This window comes from Halorubellus litoreus, assembly GCF_037081675.1.
Classification (GTDB): Archaea; Halobacteriota; Halobacteria; order Halobacteriales; family Natrialbaceae; genus Halorubellus; species Halorubellus litoreus.
Window position 1 is genome coordinate 962,605 of the sequence record NZ_JAZAQL010000002.1, and the last position, 14,351, is coordinate 976,955.

The window sequence follows — 14,351 nt, forward strand, 5'->3', positions numbered from 1 at the left end:
GAGCAGTCGATTCAGTCCACGCCGGGATGGTCTATCTCGCCGGCGACGCCGGAGGGAACCTTCGGGGATTCGATGCCCTCGCGGTCGAACGCGGCGAGCGCGCGCTTCGTCACGTCCGTCCGGAACGGGAACTCGTTCCGGAGGTCGTTCACGTACGCCTTCCCGGTGATCTTCCGGTAGTGAATGTCGTCGTCGAGCAATACCTCGTGGGGGAGGTCGTCGGTGACGTACACGTACTGGCTGGTGAGCATCGCCTCCTCGACGAGTTCGCGCGCTCGCGCGGCATCCGACTCGGGGTCGACGTAGAACTCGACGGTGATGAGCATCTCCGCCGCGCCCGCGTTCCCGTTCGCGATGCTCTCGTTGAAGAACAGGTAGTTCGGAACCGTGACGAGGTTGTCGTTCGGGGTGACGAGGCTCGTCGACCGCAGGCCGATGTCGACGACCTCGCCGTAGTACTCGCCGATCGCGACCTTGTCCCCAATCTGGTACGGTTGCTCGACGACGAGCGCGAGGCCGCCGACGAGGTCCGCGAGCAGGTCCTTCAGGCCGAACCCGACCGCCGCGCCGGCGACGCCCGAGAGCGCGAGCAGCTGGTTCTCGGTGAGGTCGAACAGGATGGAGAACGCGAGGTACACCGCGGTCCCGTAGATGGCGAGTTTGAACACGGGGATGAGGACGGTGACGCGGAAGCGCGCGGCGACGAACCGGTCGGCGAGCCCGGTGAGGAGCGTGCTCGAGAAGCGCGCGAGGAAGTACGCGAGCACGAGGATGGGGACGGCCTCGAGGAGGAGGTTCCAGTTGATGGCGTCGAAGACGTTCGGGTCGGACTCGGCCGAGGTCTGCGCGATTACCCGTGACGCGTCCGCTGCCAGGAATCGAGCGGCCGCTACCACAGCAACCGCCTCCCTTCGAGGTGCTCGACCGCCGCGTGGAAGCGCTCGGGGGCGACAGAGACGACGTCCACGCGCTCGCCCGGCGACCCCGCGCCGTCGCCGTCCGCGAGCGCACGCGCCTCCTCGGCGTCCACGTCGTCGGCGTCGTCGCGGGAGCGCGGACGGGCGTCGCGTTCGAGCTCGACGAGTCCCTGGTGTTCGAGCGTCTGCACGGCCTGTGCGACGTTCACGTCCGGGAGTACCTCGCGGAGCGTCGGCATCGCGAGACGTTCGTTCGTGAGCACGCTCGTGAGCGTCATCGCCTCGTCGTCGTCCAGGTCCAGGGGCGCTTCGCGGTCGTCGAGGAACGCGGGCGACATCTCGCCGTTCCGGACCGAGCGGTCCCAGAGCGCGAGCGCGACGCCCGGGTTCCCCTCCGCGAGCCGCGCGAGCTTCTCGTAGACGACGCGCTCCGTCTCGCCGTACTCCTCGCCCATGTCCCGCGCGGTCAGGTACTCGACGTTCAGCGACGGCACCGGCACGGACACCTCGCGGCCGGCGACGTCGACGCTCGCCCGGTCGAAGTCGACGGTCTTCACGCGACCGTGCCCGTCGCTCTCGACGAACCTCGGGGAATCGTCGACGTGCTCGCGGACGAGCGCCGAGATGGCCTCGGGTTCGAGCCGCGGCACGTCCACCTGCACGGGGAACGCGCGGTCCACGTCCTTGACCGCTGCGAGGTAATCCCACGCCCACCTGTTCCACGCCGTCACGAACAACGCATCCCTGTTCGCGATGTGGTCGAGGAACGCGTCGAGGACGTCGAACCCGCCGATGCGGCGCGAGTACAGGAAGTGACAGCCCTCGACGACCACGACCTCGCGGTTCGGGAACTCGAGCGCCGCCGGGTCGGTGACGAGCGACTCGAACGTCACGTGCCCCGACGCCGCGCCGAACTGGTCCTCCGCGTACTCCAACAGGACGTCGCGGCCGGCGTACGGCTCCGCGATGACGGCGACGTTCGCGACCGACCCGTCGAGGTGGGTCGCGACCGCGTCCTCGATGGTCGCGAGCTGGCTCCCCAACCCCGCGGCCTCCAGGTCCGCAACGGTCAGCGCCACGTACTCACCCTCATTCGGGCGAGACCAACGCACCACCGCGACAAGTCCCTTTCGTCCAACACGACCACTCGCGGAAACGGCACCCGCCGCGTCCAGGGACGACAACGCCCCACATACCAGGCCAAGGACTATACGCGGTGCGCCCGTCCGTCAGTGCATGGAGACCCTTTCTCGTCCCCGCTGACCGGGGACCGAGCGCGGGCTCGTTCCCGGTGGCATCGCGTCCGTATCGCCACTGGACCGCCCGACCCGACCGAACGCCGTCGCCGCGACCCGCCCGCGGCGTCGCGTCGGTCGATCACACCACATGCAGGATTCACAGTCACGACTCGCAGGCGGTAGCGCCATCGTCGTCGCGCGCGCTGCCAGCGAACGCCCAGATACGGCAGAGATCGAACGTCTCGCCGACGCCGCCGGCTACGCGGTCGTCGACGCAGTAACCCAGCAGCGACGCGAGGACCCGGGCACCTGGGTCGGTCGTGGGAAGGCCGCGGAGCTCGCCGAGCGCGCCCGCGAACTCGACGCGGACGTCGTCGTGTTCGACGGCGGGCTCGACCCCGGCCAGTACGCGGACCTCGTCGACCTCCTCCCGGACGGCGTCGAGCCCGTGGACCGGTATCGGCTCGTGCTCGACGTGTTCGCCGAGGGCACCGGCGACAAGCGCGCCGCGCTCCAGGTGGAGGCAGCGCGCCTGGCGTACATGCTCCCGCGGCTCCGCCGCATCACGAAGGTCTCCCAGCTCTCGAAGGCCGTCGAGAAGGGGAACCCGATACTGGACGTCGAGGACCGCATCGACCGCATCGAGAACGAGCTCGCCGACGTCGCGGAACTGGCCGCGGAGCGCCGCGAGCAACGCCGGGAGGCCGGCCAGGGCCTCGTCGCCATCGCGGGGTACACGAACGCCGGGAAGACGACGCTCCTCCACCGGCTCGCCGACGACATGCGTCTCGACGACGCCGACCCCGAGCACGCGGACCTCACCGATTCGAGCCCGATCGAGGACCGGTTGTTCGCGACGCTCGAGACGGTCACGCGCCGCGGGACGCTCGACGGGTTCGGCGTCTGCTACACGGACACCGTCGGGTTCGTGGACGCGCTCCCGCACGACCTCGTCGAGTCCTTCAGTGCGACCATCGACGAGGCCGCGGCCGCGGACGTCACCCTCCTCGTCGTCGACGCGACCGACGACCCCGAGCGACTCCGGGAGAAGGTCCAGACCTCGATCGACGCTATCGGCGAGACCGAGGGGCCGGTCGTCGGCGTCCTGAACAAGATCGACGCGGTACCTGGCGACGAGGATGCCGACGACGACAGCCTCGGTGAGCGACGCGACGTGCTCGCGGACGCCGTGGACGACGTCGTCGCGGTCAGCGCGCTCGCCGACGACGGCATCGACGCGCTCCGCGACCGCGTCCGCGAAGCGCTCCCGACCGAGACCGCGACGCTCTCCCTCACGAACGACGGCGACGGCCAACGCACGCTCTCGTGGCTCTACGACCACGCCAGCGTCGACGACGTCGCGTACGGCGAGGACGTCACCGTGACGGTGACCGCACGACCGTCCGTGCTCGAACGGGTTCGCGCGAAAACCACGGATAGCCGCTAGCGCGCCCCGAGCAGCGTCTCTACGCATCGGTGGCCCATCCCTTCGGCGGAAACGCTTCAGGGCCACTCGTGCGCGAATCACCGTATTCTGTATAGCGGAATACGGTTTGTCTGCTCGGTCTCGACCGGTCGTGTGCGTCAGATGAGTAACAGGAGGTGCGCGTTGAAGCGTCGAAACCCCGGTCGAGCCCACCAGAGGCCGGCGCGAGTCGTCCGAACGCCAGGCGGAGCCGACGCTTTGACAACGCTCAAGGGCCGCGGGGCCGCGGTTTCGACCATGCAACCACGGGACCTCTCCACTCACGTCCCCTACGAGGCGGGGCGCGGCATCGAGGAGGTCGCACGGGAACTCGGCATGGACCCCGGCGACCTCGTCAAGCTCGCGTCCAACGAGAACCCCTTCGGTCCACCGGACGCGGCCGTCGACGCCATCCAGCGCGCCGCGGCGAACGCGTCGTCGTACCCGAAGGCCGCACACACCGACCTCACCGACGCACTCGCGGACCGCCACGGCGTCGACCCCGCGCAGGTCTGGCTCGCGAACGGGGGCGACGGCGCGCTCGACTACCTCGCGCGAGCGGCGCTCGAACCCGGCGACGCGGTCCTCGTCCCCGACCCCGGGTTCGCGTACTACGAGATGAGTGCGCGCTTCCACCACGGGACCGTGAACCGCTACGACCTCTCCCGGCCCGAGTTCACGCAGGACGGCGACGTCGTCTGCAGCCAGTACGACGGCGAGCGCGTCGTCTACCTCACGAGCCCGCACAACCCGACCGGGAGCGTGTTCTCGCTCGAGGACGTCGTCGAGATCGCTGACCGGACCGGCGAGGAGACGCTCGTCGTCGTCGACGAGGCGTACGCCGAGTACGCGGACGTCCAGTCCGGCGTCTCGCTGCTCGGTGGCGACGGCGCCGCCGACCACGCGTTCGCCGAACGCGACGACGTCGCCGTCCTCCGGACGTTCTCGAAGGCGTTCGGGCTCGCCGGCGTCCGCCTCGGATACGCAGTCGTTCCAGGGGCGTGGGCGGACGCGTACGCGAGAGTGAACACGCCCTTCGCCGCGAGCGAACTGGCGTGTCGCGCCGGACTCGCCGCGCTCGACGCCGACGACCACGTCGCGAAGAGCGTCGAGACCGCTCGATGGGCGCGCGAGCACATGCGGGACGAACTCGACGCGCCGGTCTGGGAGAGCCAGGGGAACTTCGTGCTCGTCGACGTCAGCGACGCACGCGGCCCCGAGAGCGCCGACGCGGTCGCGAGCGAACTCCAGGAGCGCGGCGTCATCGTGCGGGACTGCACGAGCTTCGGGCTCCCCGGCTGCATCCGCGTCACGTGCGGGACCGAAGCGGGCACCGAACGCGCCGTCGACGCGATCAACGAGGTGCTCGCCGCGTGACCGCAAGCGGTCCGCTGCGCGTCGCCGTCACCGGGACGCCCGGCACCGGGAAGACGACCGCGACCGACCGGCTCCGAGAGCGCGTCGACGCCAGCCAGTACGACGCCCTGGACGCGGACGAAGTGGACGTCGTCCACCTGAACGACGTCGTTCAGGACGAGGAGCTCTACGACGACGTCGACGAGGCACGCGACAGCGTCGTCGTCGACCTCGACGCCCTCGCCGCGTGGGTCGACGAGTACGTCGCCGCGTCCGATGCGAGCGTCGTCGTCCTCGACTCGCACCTCGCGCATCACCTCGACGTCGACCGCGTCGTCGTCCTGCGGTGCCATCCGGAGACGCTCGAAGCCCGCCTCGCGGACCGCGGCGAACCCGCCGCGAAAGCCGCGGAGAACGCGGAGAGCGAGGCGCTCGACGTCGTGCTCGGCGAGACCGTGGACGCCCACGGCACCGAGTCCGTGTACGAGATCGCGACGACCGACCAGGCCCCGGACGAGGTCGCCGACGCCATCGCGGCGGTCATCGCGGGAGAGCGCGAACCGAGTGCGGGCACGGTCGACTACATCGAGTACCTATGACGCTCGACCAACTCAGACCACGTATCTCGGGCCTGCTCGACCCGTGGGTGCGCGCCGCGAACGCTCTCGGCATGAGTCCGGACGGTGTGAGCGTGATCGCGTTCGTGCTCGCGCTCGCCGCAGGCGGTCTCTACGCGTACGCCGGACCCGCAGTCGGCGACGTCTCCGCACTGTACGCCGTCGGCGCGGTCTGCGTCGCGTTCAACGGCTGGCTCGACATCGTCGACGGCGCGCTCGCCCGCGAACAGGACGTCGCGAGCGAGGGCGGCGACCTGCTCGACCACGTCCTCGACCGGTACGCGGACGTCGCCATCATCGTCGGCCTCGCCGCCGGCATCGGCCGGTACGACCTCGGGCTCGCCGCCGTCACCGGCGTCCTCCTCACGTCGTACCTCGGCACGCAAGCGCAAGCCGTCGGCCTCGACCGGGTGTACGCGGGCGTCCTCGGCCGCGCCGACCGCCTCGCGCTCGCCGGCGCCGTCGGCGTCGCCGTCGTCCTCTACCCGAGCGAGGTCTACGGCCTGACGCTCGTCGGCTGGCTGCTCGTCGTCTTCGCCGTCGTCGGTCACGTCACCGCCGTCCAGCGGTTCTGGGGCGCGTGGTCGCGACTCGACTGAGCACGCGGGGGGCACATGTTTTATACGCGGCGGGGAGAAAGGCTAGGATATGGCTCAGTGCGAGATGTGTGGTGCCGAAACGTCGGACCCGAAGACGGTGAAGGTCGAAGGCGCCGAACTGGACGTCTGTTCGGAGTGCACCGACTTCGGAACGGAAGTGAAGAGTCAGAAGCAATCGAGCACGTCCACGAAGTACTCCACGAGTTCCTCGTCCTCGAGCTCGTCCTCGTCGAGCGGTCGGTCGTCGGGGAGCTCCTCGTCGTCGGGCGGGAGTACGCGACGCCGGGACATGTTCGACGACATGGGCGAGCTCGCCCAGGACTACGACGAACGAATCCGTCAAGCTCGTGAGAAGAAGGGATTGAGTCAGGCCGATCTCGCGAACGAACTCAACGAGAAGGCGAGTCTCATCCGGAAGTTAGAGCGCGGTGACACGCTCCCGAGCGACAAGGTCCAGTCGAAGCTCGAGCGGGAACTCGGTATCGACCTCGACGCCGGCGGGTCATCTGGCGAGGACGAGGAGTGGAGTGGCGGGTCGTCCACGAAGACGACGCTCGGGGACGTCGTGAAACGCAAGGACTGAAACTCGGCGACAGCGAGACGTCTGACAGCGTCTTTTTTCAAGTAACAAACTGTTAACCAAACAATCATGGCAGTGGGGGGTTTACGCATAGGCAATGCCTACCGAGGAAGCGGACGAGGATGCCACCGGTCCGGACCACCCGGACAACGTCCTCTACGACCTCTACGAGACGTACATCGGCGAACCCGAGGAGGACACCGACGTCTACCTCGGATTCGGCCTGTTCTTCACCGGTGTTGGGCTGGGCGTGCTCGCGCTCGTCCTGACCGTCGTTAGCTTCGGCGTACTGGAGCACGGGACCAGCGCGTACTGGCTCTGGTCCGAGTACGCGTTCGCGACCGGGATGCTCGCACTCCCCGCGCTCATCACCGGCGTCGTCGTGTTGCTACCCGTCGAGGAGCGCGCGGTGTACGCTGCCGGAACTGGTGCTGCGATAAACACGGTTGCCGTGGCGTGGTTCTGGACGGCGTACCCCGGGTCGTGGAACGAGGGTGACGCGACGACGACGCTCGCCGTCGTCGGCCTGTACGCGGTCGGGCTCGTGCTCGTCGTCGGCTCCACGGGCGCGGCGCTCATCGCGGACCAGTTGGAGCGCTACCAGCAACCTGGTCCCGCTGACATCCAGCCGATGGAGGAGGACGAGGACGAGAGCGAGTCCATCTCCGACGCGGAGATAGAGGCGGACATCGAGGACGCGATGTCGGGCGTCGAGCTCTCGTGGGGTGGCGTCGAGCGCTCCGAGAATCGGAATCTGAACTTCAGCGAGGACCCGGACATGGAGGGGACGACGCTCGCTGGCGGGATGGCGAAGACAACGCGGTCCTCGGGCGTCGACTCGCAGATCAACTCGCTGAAGGCGATGAAGGGCGGGGAGAAGAAGACGGCGCGGTCGCAGTCGACGGTCGACGACCAGACGGCGAAGCTCAAGGAGTTGCGTGAGCGTCGGGAGCGCGAACAGGCCGAGAAGGACGTGGCGTCGGATAGCTCGGGGTCACTCGGTGGTGGACGTGACGGGTTGTGGACGCGACTGAAGCGCGCGCTCGGGCTCGGTTGAGCGCCCGCTCGTACTTCAATTAGGAGCCAGTTAATACTAACCTCTATCCTGATGAAATAATTTCACATAGTTTTATTATCCGGTGGGGTACATGGGCAAATATGGCTAAAGGCCTAGACGTCGGCACGATGAACATCCTGTCCGCACAACAGGATGGTAGCGATACCGTATTCGTTCAGCAGCGGAACTCCTTCGTGGAGATCGAGTACTCTGACATGGCCGAGCAGATGCTCAGTCGGTCGGAGGTCCTCCACATCCGGAAGGACGACAAGGTGTACGTCGTAGGTGACGACGCACTGAACTTTGCAAATATCTTCAACAAGAACACCCGACGCCCGATGAAGCACGGGATCCTCTCCAGCCAGGAGAAGTCCGCGATCCCGATGATGAAGCTCATCATCGAGCAGGTCGTCGGCGAACCCAGCTATCCCGACGAGAAACTGTACTTCTCCGTCCCGGCGGACCCGATCGACTCCGAGCTCTCGACGCTCTACCACCAGAAGACCATCGAGAGCTTCCTCGACAACATGGGGTACGACGCCGAACCCATCAACGAGGGGATGGCTGTCATCTACAGCGAGCTCGCTGACAACAACTTCACGGGCCTCGGCATCAGCTTCGGCGCAGGCATGACGAACGTCTGTCTCGCGTACTACGCGGTCCCGGTCATGAAGTTCTCCGTCGCCCGTGGTGGGGACTGGGTCGACGAGCAGGCCGCGCAGGCGACCGGTACCCCGGTCGACAAGGTCACGAGCGTCAAGGAGAGCGACTTCGAGCTCGACTTCACCACCGACGTCGGTGGCGTCGAGGGTGCACTCTCCATCTACTACGAGAACCTGCTCGACTACGTCATCCAGAACGTCGTGAAGGAGGTCGACGAGGAGGACATCGAGGAGGGCCTCGACGTCCCGGTCGTCGTCACGGGCGGTACCTCGAGCCCGAACGGCTTCGAGGCGCTGTTCCGCGACCACCTCGAGGACGCGAACATCCCGTTCTCGATCAGTGGCGTCCATCACGCGAGCGAGCCGCTGTACTCGGTCGCCCGTGGTGGCCTCGTCGCCGCACGCTCCGACGAGGACGTCGACGAGCCCGAGGAAGAGGCGGAAGCGGCTGCAGCGGACGAGTAACGCCACGACGCCCGGCTTCGTGTCCGACGACTCGGTCGGTCGTGACGTTTAGTCGACGCGGTGTCGCCGTCGTTCACCTCGTTTTTCGCGCGCTAGACGTTGGCGTGGAGCGACGCGTGTGGTCGTCGCTTCCGGCAGGGACGTCGATTGTCCGGCGTCCGGTCGCGTTGCTGTTGGTGCGTTCCGAGTGGCGAGGTCTGTTCTCGAGTTGCAGTCGGGTCGTCGAAAACGGGTCGGCTCGTTGAAGGAGTACCGGGCTCGTTGAAGCGGTGCAGGTGTCGCGGTCGACCCGGTCGTGAGACGGATTCTCGGGGATTGGTCAGGCGGCTTCTGCGGTGGCGTCCTCGTCGACGCTGTTGGCGTCGGGGTCGGTATCGTCGTCGTCCGTCGACCCCGGTTCGGTGTCGTTCGTGGTTCGTCCGTCCGCGTCGTCCACCTCCTCGTCTTCGTCGTCCGCTCCGCGGTCGGCGTCCTCTTCGCCGGTGGGTTCCGTATCGACTTCGTCGTGGTCGGTAGTTGCGACCTCGTCGGATGCGGCGACCGCGTCCTCGTCCACGTCGGCCGCCCGTTCCGTACTCTCGTCCACGTCGGCCGCCCTTTCCGTACTCTCGTCCTCGTCCACGTCGGCCGCCCGTTCCGTACTCGCGTCCTCGTTCTCGTCGGATGCAGTGCTTTCGTTCTTGTCCGACTCCACGTCCTGATCCTCGCTGGATGGTGCGTCGTCGGATTCGCTCGTCGGTGTCGCGTCGCCCTCACCGGTGTCAGCCGCGTCGTTTGCGTCGTCTTCGGCTGCCTCGTCTTCGACTGCGTCACCTTCCGCTAGGTCGTCGTCCTGGCGTCCCGTCTCGGGGTCGGCCGTGTCGACCTCGGCCTGAGCGTCTGGTTCGTCGCGGTCGGCGTCGGCGTCTGCTGGGACGTCGCTGGGGACGCGTTCGACGTGGGGCTTCGGGTCTGATTCGGGGGCGTCGTCTGGGATGGAGACGTTGTCCCGGATGCGTTCGAGGTTCCGGACGGCGTTCTCGGAGCCGTCGCGTGCGAACTTCGACTCGAATCGAGAGATAGCGTCGTGCCAGGATTCGAGCGTCGCCGGTTTGCTTCGGTGTTCGACGTCGACGCCGACCCACCCGCAGGCGTCGCAGCCGTAGGCCTCCCCGTCCGCGAGGGCGTAGTGGCTCAGGGAGGAGCCACAGCGTGGGCAATCTTTCATACAGGAACTGCTTAACCCGCAATAATAAGTGTGTTCCATTCTCTCATGGGTCGGTAATCCGTAACTGACCCGGCCCGCGTATTACTACAGAACATAAACAAAGGCTTTTGTATTCGCAGTATGTATGCGTTGGTACGATGAGCGCGACCCCCTCGCCGAACGTCGAACGAACCATCGAACGCTGCCGGCCCGAAGACGTCACCCCCGTCCAGGTCGACGCGGACACCCTCGAATCCACCGCCCCCGAGTACCTCCGGGACCTCAAGCGCGAACTCGCCACCGAAGGGTACTCGCCGTCGACGCTCGCCGTCCGCGCGCGCTTCGAGGACGACTGCTCGCTCGCCACCCAGGAGGAGGCCGACCGCATCCGCGGGCACGTCCGCGCCGCCGCGTTCCTCGGCGCCGCGAGCGTCCGCGTCACGTGCGAATCGGTCCCGGACGCCGAGAAGGTCCGCCCCGCGCTCGCCGCGTGCGCCGAACGCGCCCGCCGCGAAGGCCTGGCGTTCGAACTCGACGCACCCATCACGCTCGACGCCGAATAGGCACCCGATGCCAACACGTCGCGCGCTCGCCCGCCGCCTCGGCGTCGTCGAGGACTTCCAGGACCCGAGTCCCTCGCTCGAACAGTACGCCACCTCGGCGGAGGTCGCCGCGTCGCTCGTTCACGTCGCCGACCAACGCGGCGACCTTACTGACAGCGACTCTGCCCAGGGCGGTGACCTTACTGACAGCGACTCTGTCCAGGGCGGCGACCTCACTGACAGCGACTCTGCCCAGGGCGGTGACCTCGTCGACGACGGAGGGGCGACCGTCCTCGACCTCGGCACCGGAACCGGGATGCTCGCGCTCGCCGCCGCCCTCCGCGGCCCCCGTCGCGTCGTCGGCGTCGACGTCGACCCCGCGCCACTCCGTACCGCTCGCGAGAACGCCGCTCGCGTCGGCGCGACCACGCCCGTCGAGTGGGTCGTCGGCGACGCCACCGACCTCCCGCTCGCGTTCGACGAGCGCGTCGTCGTCCTCTCGAACCCACCGTTCGGTGCGCAGGACGGGAACGAGCACGCCGACCGCGCGTTCCTCGACCAGGTCCGCGACGTCGCCAGCGTCTCCTACACCGTCCACAACGCCGGCAGCGAGGACTTCGTTCGCGCGTACGCCGCAGACGCAGACGCAACCGTCACCGACGCATTCGCTGTCGAACTCGACGTCGACAACCAGTTCGAGTTCCACGACCACGAATCCGCCGCCATCGACGCCGAAGCCTACCGCATCGAGTGGACGTGACGCCGCGAGCGTGGAGCGGGTCGCGTTCGGTTACCGGTTCCGGCCGTACTTCTCCTTCGTGAACACCTTCACGCGCGTCTGGTTGACGACCGCGTAGACGTGCCGGCCCTGGCGTTCGAACGAGATGCCGGCGACGGTCGCGTTCCCGCCCTCGCTCGGCATCGTCGTGCGAGCGAGCGTCTCGTTGTTCCGTGAGACGACGATGGCGAACCCGTTCTCGGTGGCGGCGACGCTCACGTTCTTCCCGTCGAGCACCGGGTCCGCGGTCGCCGCGTCGGCGACGAACGCGAGGTTCGCGGACTCGTTCGGGCGCTGCAACCACACCTTGTACGTCGTCGGGCCGCCGTTCGCCGACCACCCGCGGCGGATCGCCCACACCGAATCGCGCCACGTGACGCCGCCGACGTCCACCTGCCGCGACCCGCCGAACGCGAGCTGTCCCTTCGAGACCGCTGGGTACCAGACGCCGCGGCGTTCGCTCACGACGATGACCCCGGAGGCGGTCACGTTCTCCGTCGGCAGGTCGACGAACGGGACGTCGACCGCGGAGACGAGACTGTACTCGGTGCCCTCGGCGTACGTCACCGTGTAGTCCCGGACGTCGACGGGGTTCTCGCCCGGGATGCTCGACGCTTGCGCGGTGTTCAGTTTCGTCGGGAGCGCCATCCCGGCGACGACCGCGAACGTGACGACGAGGCCGGCGAGCGCGAGCGTCCGCCACGCCGACCCGGTGCCTTCGAGGAGGCGCAGCGGGTTCGCGGTGCCGTCGCCGCGGCTCGCGACCGCGCCCGCGACGAGCACCGCGAGCACGAACACGGCGACGAGCCCGGGGGCGCGGAACAGCACGAACCGGTCGCTGCTCTCGATGAAGTAGATCGCCCACAGCGACTTCGAGACGCCGAAGAAGAGGACGCCCGCGTACAGGCGGAGGGCGCTCGGGCCTTCGCTACGGCGACTGAACACGACCGCGGCGGCGACGATTCCCAGTAGCAAGCCGAGTGCGTGCCCCTGGATGGCGATGCCAGCCCACCACGGCGGCGACGGCGGCGACGGCGTGACCTGCGCGGTGACGATGGGGTTCTGGAGTGCGCTGTAGAACACGCTCGCGACGCTCTGTCCGCCGAGCGCGAGGACGATGGTCGTCATCGGATAGCGCACGAGCGCGAACCCGGCGAGCGCGAACACGACCCCGGAGAACCCGATGACGGGCCCGAGCCCGAACGCGGCGAGCGCGACGCCGCCGACGAGCGCGGCGGCCGGGACGAAGCAGAACGCCCGCACGAACGGGTTCGTGGTGAGTGACGTGAACGACTGCGAGCCGCGCCGGTCGGGGAAGTGGCCGTACGCGTACTCGGCGACGGACCCGAACAGGAGCGTCCCGATGAGGTTCCCGACGAGATGCCCGGGGCCGACGTGCGTGAACGACGCGAACGCAACGCCGGTCGGGTAGAACCACGACCACGACCGGAACGGGATGGTGACGGGGTCGCGCCACTGCGCGAACCCGTCCTGGACGAGGAGGTACGCGAGCAGCACGAGCGCCGTCGTCACGAGCGTCCCCCACGGAACGCCCATGACGAGCCGCGAGCGAAGCGCGTGCCCCCACGCGCCGTCGGGGTCGTCGATGCGAGCGACGGCGTACAACGAACCGGCGAGCGTGAGGAGGACCGCGACGACGAAGGCGGGCCCGAGCCAGGCGGCCGAGAGCATACCGGAGCCGTGGGGGTCGAAGGCTAAAAGTACTGCCCGCGACGGCGCCGACGACGCACCCGGCCGCCCGTCGGTTCAAGCCAGCGCTGGCGCGAGTAACGACTTTCTAAAAGGCGTTCTGCGAGCCGCTCAGAGGTCGACGCGATCGCCGATCTCGACGATATCGAGGCGCTCGGGGTGCTCGAAGGAGTTCGCGTGCTTGTGGAGGACGGTCGGGTCGCCGGTGAGTCCCTTCCACATGTCCCAGTGGCTCGGGAGGAGTCGGTCGAGCTGGAGGTCGCTTGCCGCTTCTATCACCTGGTTCTCGTCGTTGTACCAGCGCGTGCGCTTCGGTTCGCGCGTCTCCTTGTCCGGGACGTTCCCGACGGTTCCGAACGCCAGGACGCCGAGGTCGATGTCGTACTCGCGGCCGATGCGCGCGAACTCGTCGCTGGGTTTGGTGTCGCCGCCGTGGAAGAACGTGCCGGCGTCGTGCTCGAACACGTAACAAACGGGCTGGGTTGCGTCCGGGTCGTGTGCGGCCTCGACGTGCACGGTGAACTCGCCGAGTTCGAACGTATCGCCGACCGCGACCTCGTCGAACTGGTCGTCGTCGACGTCGTAGTTCGCGGGCCAGTCCTCGTCCTCGCGAGCGACCGCGAGGCTGTCGGCGGGCGCGTGCAGACGCGCGCCCGTGTTCGCGAGGATGGGTGCTTGCGAGGGGCCGTGGACGTGGTCGGTGTGCTCGTGGGTCGCGAGGACGGCGTCGGCACGGTCGACGTCCTCGGGGTCGAACGGCACCGGAATCATCCGTATCGTCCGCGGCGGGTCGCCGAGGCCGACGTACGGGTCGACGAACACCGTCGTCCCCTCGCTGCCCTTGAGTACGAAGCCGTTACAGCCGAGGTACCAGACTGCGACGCCATCGGGGTCCGCGGCCGCGACCGCTCGCGGCAGCCAGTCACCCCAGTCGCTTTTGCTCATACTCGCTCCTGTGAGTGGCCGGTCCAAGAGCGTTGGGACTCGTCACGCGCCGGCCACGCCGAAAAGAACTCGCGGGTGGGGGAGGGCTGCGGGAAGGTGACCCGGCGAGTCGTCGAGTAGTGGGTGGATGGTTGGGTTCGTCGACGAGCCGCCGGATTCGACGTCGGCTCGCGGTCGATGAGTACGTCGGTTTGCACGCATCGGCCACGTGCAGCGCGCTGCTGCATCACCAAG

General features: G+C 68.1%; 14 protein-coding genes and 1 pseudogene. 9 read left to right on the top strand and 6 right to left on the bottom strand.

Annotated features, from left to right (window positions below; all coding sequences use genetic code 11):
* Positions 1–11: 11 nt before the first annotated feature.
* Together VYJ16_RS12065 and VYJ16_RS12070 are read right to left on the bottom strand one after the other, a co-directional pair.
* Positions 12–896 (bottom strand): mechanosensitive ion channel family protein, encoded by an 885-nt coding sequence (locus VYJ16_RS12065; RefSeq protein ID WP_336350555.1) that lies wholly within the window; start codon positions 894–896, stop codon positions 12–14.
* The gene (locus tag VYJ16_RS12070) at positions 890–1,996 is read right to left on the bottom strand and encodes a hypothetical protein (RefSeq protein ID WP_336350556.1); all 1,107 of its coding nucleotides are present in this window, start codon (positions 1,994–1,996) and stop codon (positions 890–892) included. Before VYJ16_RS12070 ends, VYJ16_RS12065 begins: the two co-directional genes overlap by 7 nt.
* 307 nt (positions 1,997–2,303) lie before the next feature.
* Between VYJ16_RS12070 and hflX the strand changes: the two genes are divergently transcribed.
* From hflX to VYJ16_RS12090, 4 genes are all read left to right on the top strand, one after another.
* Entirely contained in the window at positions 2,304–3,602 is a 1,299-nt protein-coding gene (hflX, locus tag VYJ16_RS12075) for a GTPase HflX (RefSeq protein WP_336350557.1), read from the top strand.
* Positions 3,603–3,878: 276 nt separating this feature from the next.
* Positions 3,879–4,997 carry a histidinol-phosphate transaminase gene (hisC, locus tag VYJ16_RS12080; RefSeq protein WP_336350558.1) on the top strand — a complete coding sequence of 373 codons (1,119 nt, stop codon included), beginning with the start codon at positions 3,879–3,881 and terminating at the stop codon, positions 4,995–4,997.
* A gap of 14 nt (positions 4,998–5,011) precedes the next feature.
* The gene (locus VYJ16_RS12085; RefSeq protein WP_336351112.1) at positions 5,012–5,575 is read left to right on the top strand and encodes an adenylate kinase family protein; all 564 of its coding nucleotides are present in this window, start codon (positions 5,012–5,014) and stop codon (positions 5,573–5,575) included.
* Positions 5,572–6,192, top strand: a complete 621-nt coding sequence (locus VYJ16_RS12090) for a CDP-alcohol phosphatidyltransferase family protein (RefSeq protein WP_336350559.1) — start codon at positions 5,572–5,574, stop codon at positions 6,190–6,192. The genes VYJ16_RS12085 and VYJ16_RS12090 overlap by 4 nt, the downstream gene beginning before the upstream one ends.
* A 54-nt stretch (positions 6,193–6,246) precedes the next feature.
* On the opposite strand, the pseudogene VYJ16_RS22250 reads toward VYJ16_RS12090, so the two are convergent.
* A pseudogene (locus tag VYJ16_RS22250) lies at positions 6,247–6,306 on the bottom strand (DUF8138 family protein); the annotation flags it as partial.
* On the opposite strand from VYJ16_RS22250, the gene VYJ16_RS12095 reads away from it, so the two are divergent.
* From VYJ16_RS12095 to VYJ16_RS12105, 3 genes are all read left to right on the top strand, one after another.
* A complete protein-coding gene (locus tag VYJ16_RS12095) occupies positions 6,290–6,775 on the top strand; it encodes a multiprotein bridging factor aMBF1 (protein WP_464379855.1) in 486 nt (161 codons plus the stop codon). The pseudogene VYJ16_RS22250 and the gene VYJ16_RS12095 sit on opposite strands and share 17 nt — an antisense overlap.
* 94 nt (positions 6,776–6,869) lie before the next feature.
* Complete coding sequence (locus VYJ16_RS12100; protein WP_336350561.1) at positions 6,870–7,829, top strand: cell division protein CdpA domain-containing protein; 960 nt, start codon at positions 6,870–6,872, stop codon at positions 7,827–7,829.
* A 101-nt stretch (positions 7,830–7,930) separates the two neighbouring features.
* Entirely contained in the window at positions 7,931–8,956 is a 1,026-nt protein-coding gene (locus VYJ16_RS12105) for a disk-shape morphogenesis protein volactin (protein ID WP_227130865.1), read from the top strand.
* A gap of 319 nt (positions 8,957–9,275) precedes the next feature.
* On the opposite strand, the gene VYJ16_RS12110 is transcribed toward VYJ16_RS12105, so the two are convergent.
* Positions 9,276–10,163 (bottom strand): hypothetical protein, encoded by an 888-nt coding sequence (locus tag VYJ16_RS12110; protein WP_336350562.1) that lies wholly within the window; start codon positions 10,161–10,163, stop codon positions 9,276–9,278.
* Positions 10,164–10,300: 137 nt separating this feature from the next.
* On the opposite strand from VYJ16_RS12110, the gene VYJ16_RS12115 reads away from it, so the two are divergent.
* Together VYJ16_RS12115 and VYJ16_RS12120 are read left to right on the top strand one after the other, a co-directional pair.
* A complete protein-coding gene (locus tag VYJ16_RS12115; RefSeq protein ID WP_336350563.1) occupies positions 10,301–10,705 on the top strand; it encodes a DUF7961 family protein in 405 nt (134 codons plus the stop codon).
* A 7-nt stretch (positions 10,706–10,712) separates the two neighbouring features.
* Positions 10,713–11,444: an METTL5 family protein gene (locus tag VYJ16_RS12120; protein WP_336350564.1), complete on the top strand. Its 732-nt coding sequence runs from the start codon at positions 10,713–10,715 to the stop codon at positions 11,442–11,444.
* 30 nt (positions 11,445–11,474) lie between these two features.
* On the opposite strand, the gene VYJ16_RS12125 is transcribed toward VYJ16_RS12120, so the two are convergent.
* The gene (locus tag VYJ16_RS12125; RefSeq protein WP_336350565.1) at positions 11,475–13,154 is read right to left on the bottom strand and encodes a rhomboid family intramembrane serine protease; all 1,680 of its coding nucleotides are present in this window, start codon (positions 13,152–13,154) and stop codon (positions 11,475–11,477) included.
* A gap of 129 nt (positions 13,155–13,283) precedes the next feature.
* Positions 13,284–14,117, bottom strand: coding sequence for an MBL fold metallo-hydrolase (locus VYJ16_RS12130; protein WP_336350566.1), 834 nt, complete (start codon positions 14,115–14,117; stop codon positions 13,284–13,286).
* Positions 14,118–14,351: the final 234 nt, after the last annotated feature.

What these genes read in the sequence shown, in the direction of transcription:
- hflX (WP_336350557.1), top strand. Translation starts at nt 2,304, where the DNA reads ATGCAGGATTCACAGTCACGACTCGCAGGCGGTAGCGCCATCGTCGTC.
- hisC (WP_336350558.1), top strand. Translation starts at nt 3,879, where the DNA reads ATGCAACCACGGGACCTCTCCACTCACGTCCCCTACGAGGCGGGGCGC.
- VYJ16_RS12090 (WP_336350559.1), top strand. Translation starts at nt 5,572, where the DNA reads ATGACGCTCGACCAACTCAGACCACGTATCTCGGGCCTGCTCGACCCG.
- VYJ16_RS12100 (WP_336350561.1), top strand. Translation starts at nt 6,870, where the DNA reads ATGCCTACCGAGGAAGCGGACGAGGATGCCACCGGTCCGGACCACCCG.
- VYJ16_RS12105 (WP_227130865.1), top strand. Translation starts at nt 7,931, where the DNA reads ATGGCTAAAGGCCTAGACGTCGGCACGATGAACATCCTGTCCGCACAA.
- VYJ16_RS12110 (WP_336350562.1), bottom strand. Translation starts at nt 10,163, where the DNA reads ATGAAAGATTGCCCACGCTGTGGCTCCTCCCTGAGCCACTACGCCCTC.
- VYJ16_RS12115 (WP_336350563.1), top strand. Translation starts at nt 10,301, where the DNA reads ATGAGCGCGACCCCCTCGCCGAACGTCGAACGAACCATCGAACGCTGC.
- VYJ16_RS12120 (WP_336350564.1), top strand. Translation starts at nt 10,713, where the DNA reads ATGCCAACACGTCGCGCGCTCGCCCGCCGCCTCGGCGTCGTCGAGGAC.
- VYJ16_RS12125 (WP_336350565.1), bottom strand. Translation starts at nt 13,154, where the DNA reads ATGCTCTCGGCCGCCTGGCTCGGGCCCGCCTTCGTCGTCGCGGTCCTC.
- VYJ16_RS12130 (WP_336350566.1), bottom strand. Translation starts at nt 14,117, where the DNA reads ATGAGCAAAAGCGACTGGGGTGACTGGCTGCCGCGAGCGGTCGCGGCC.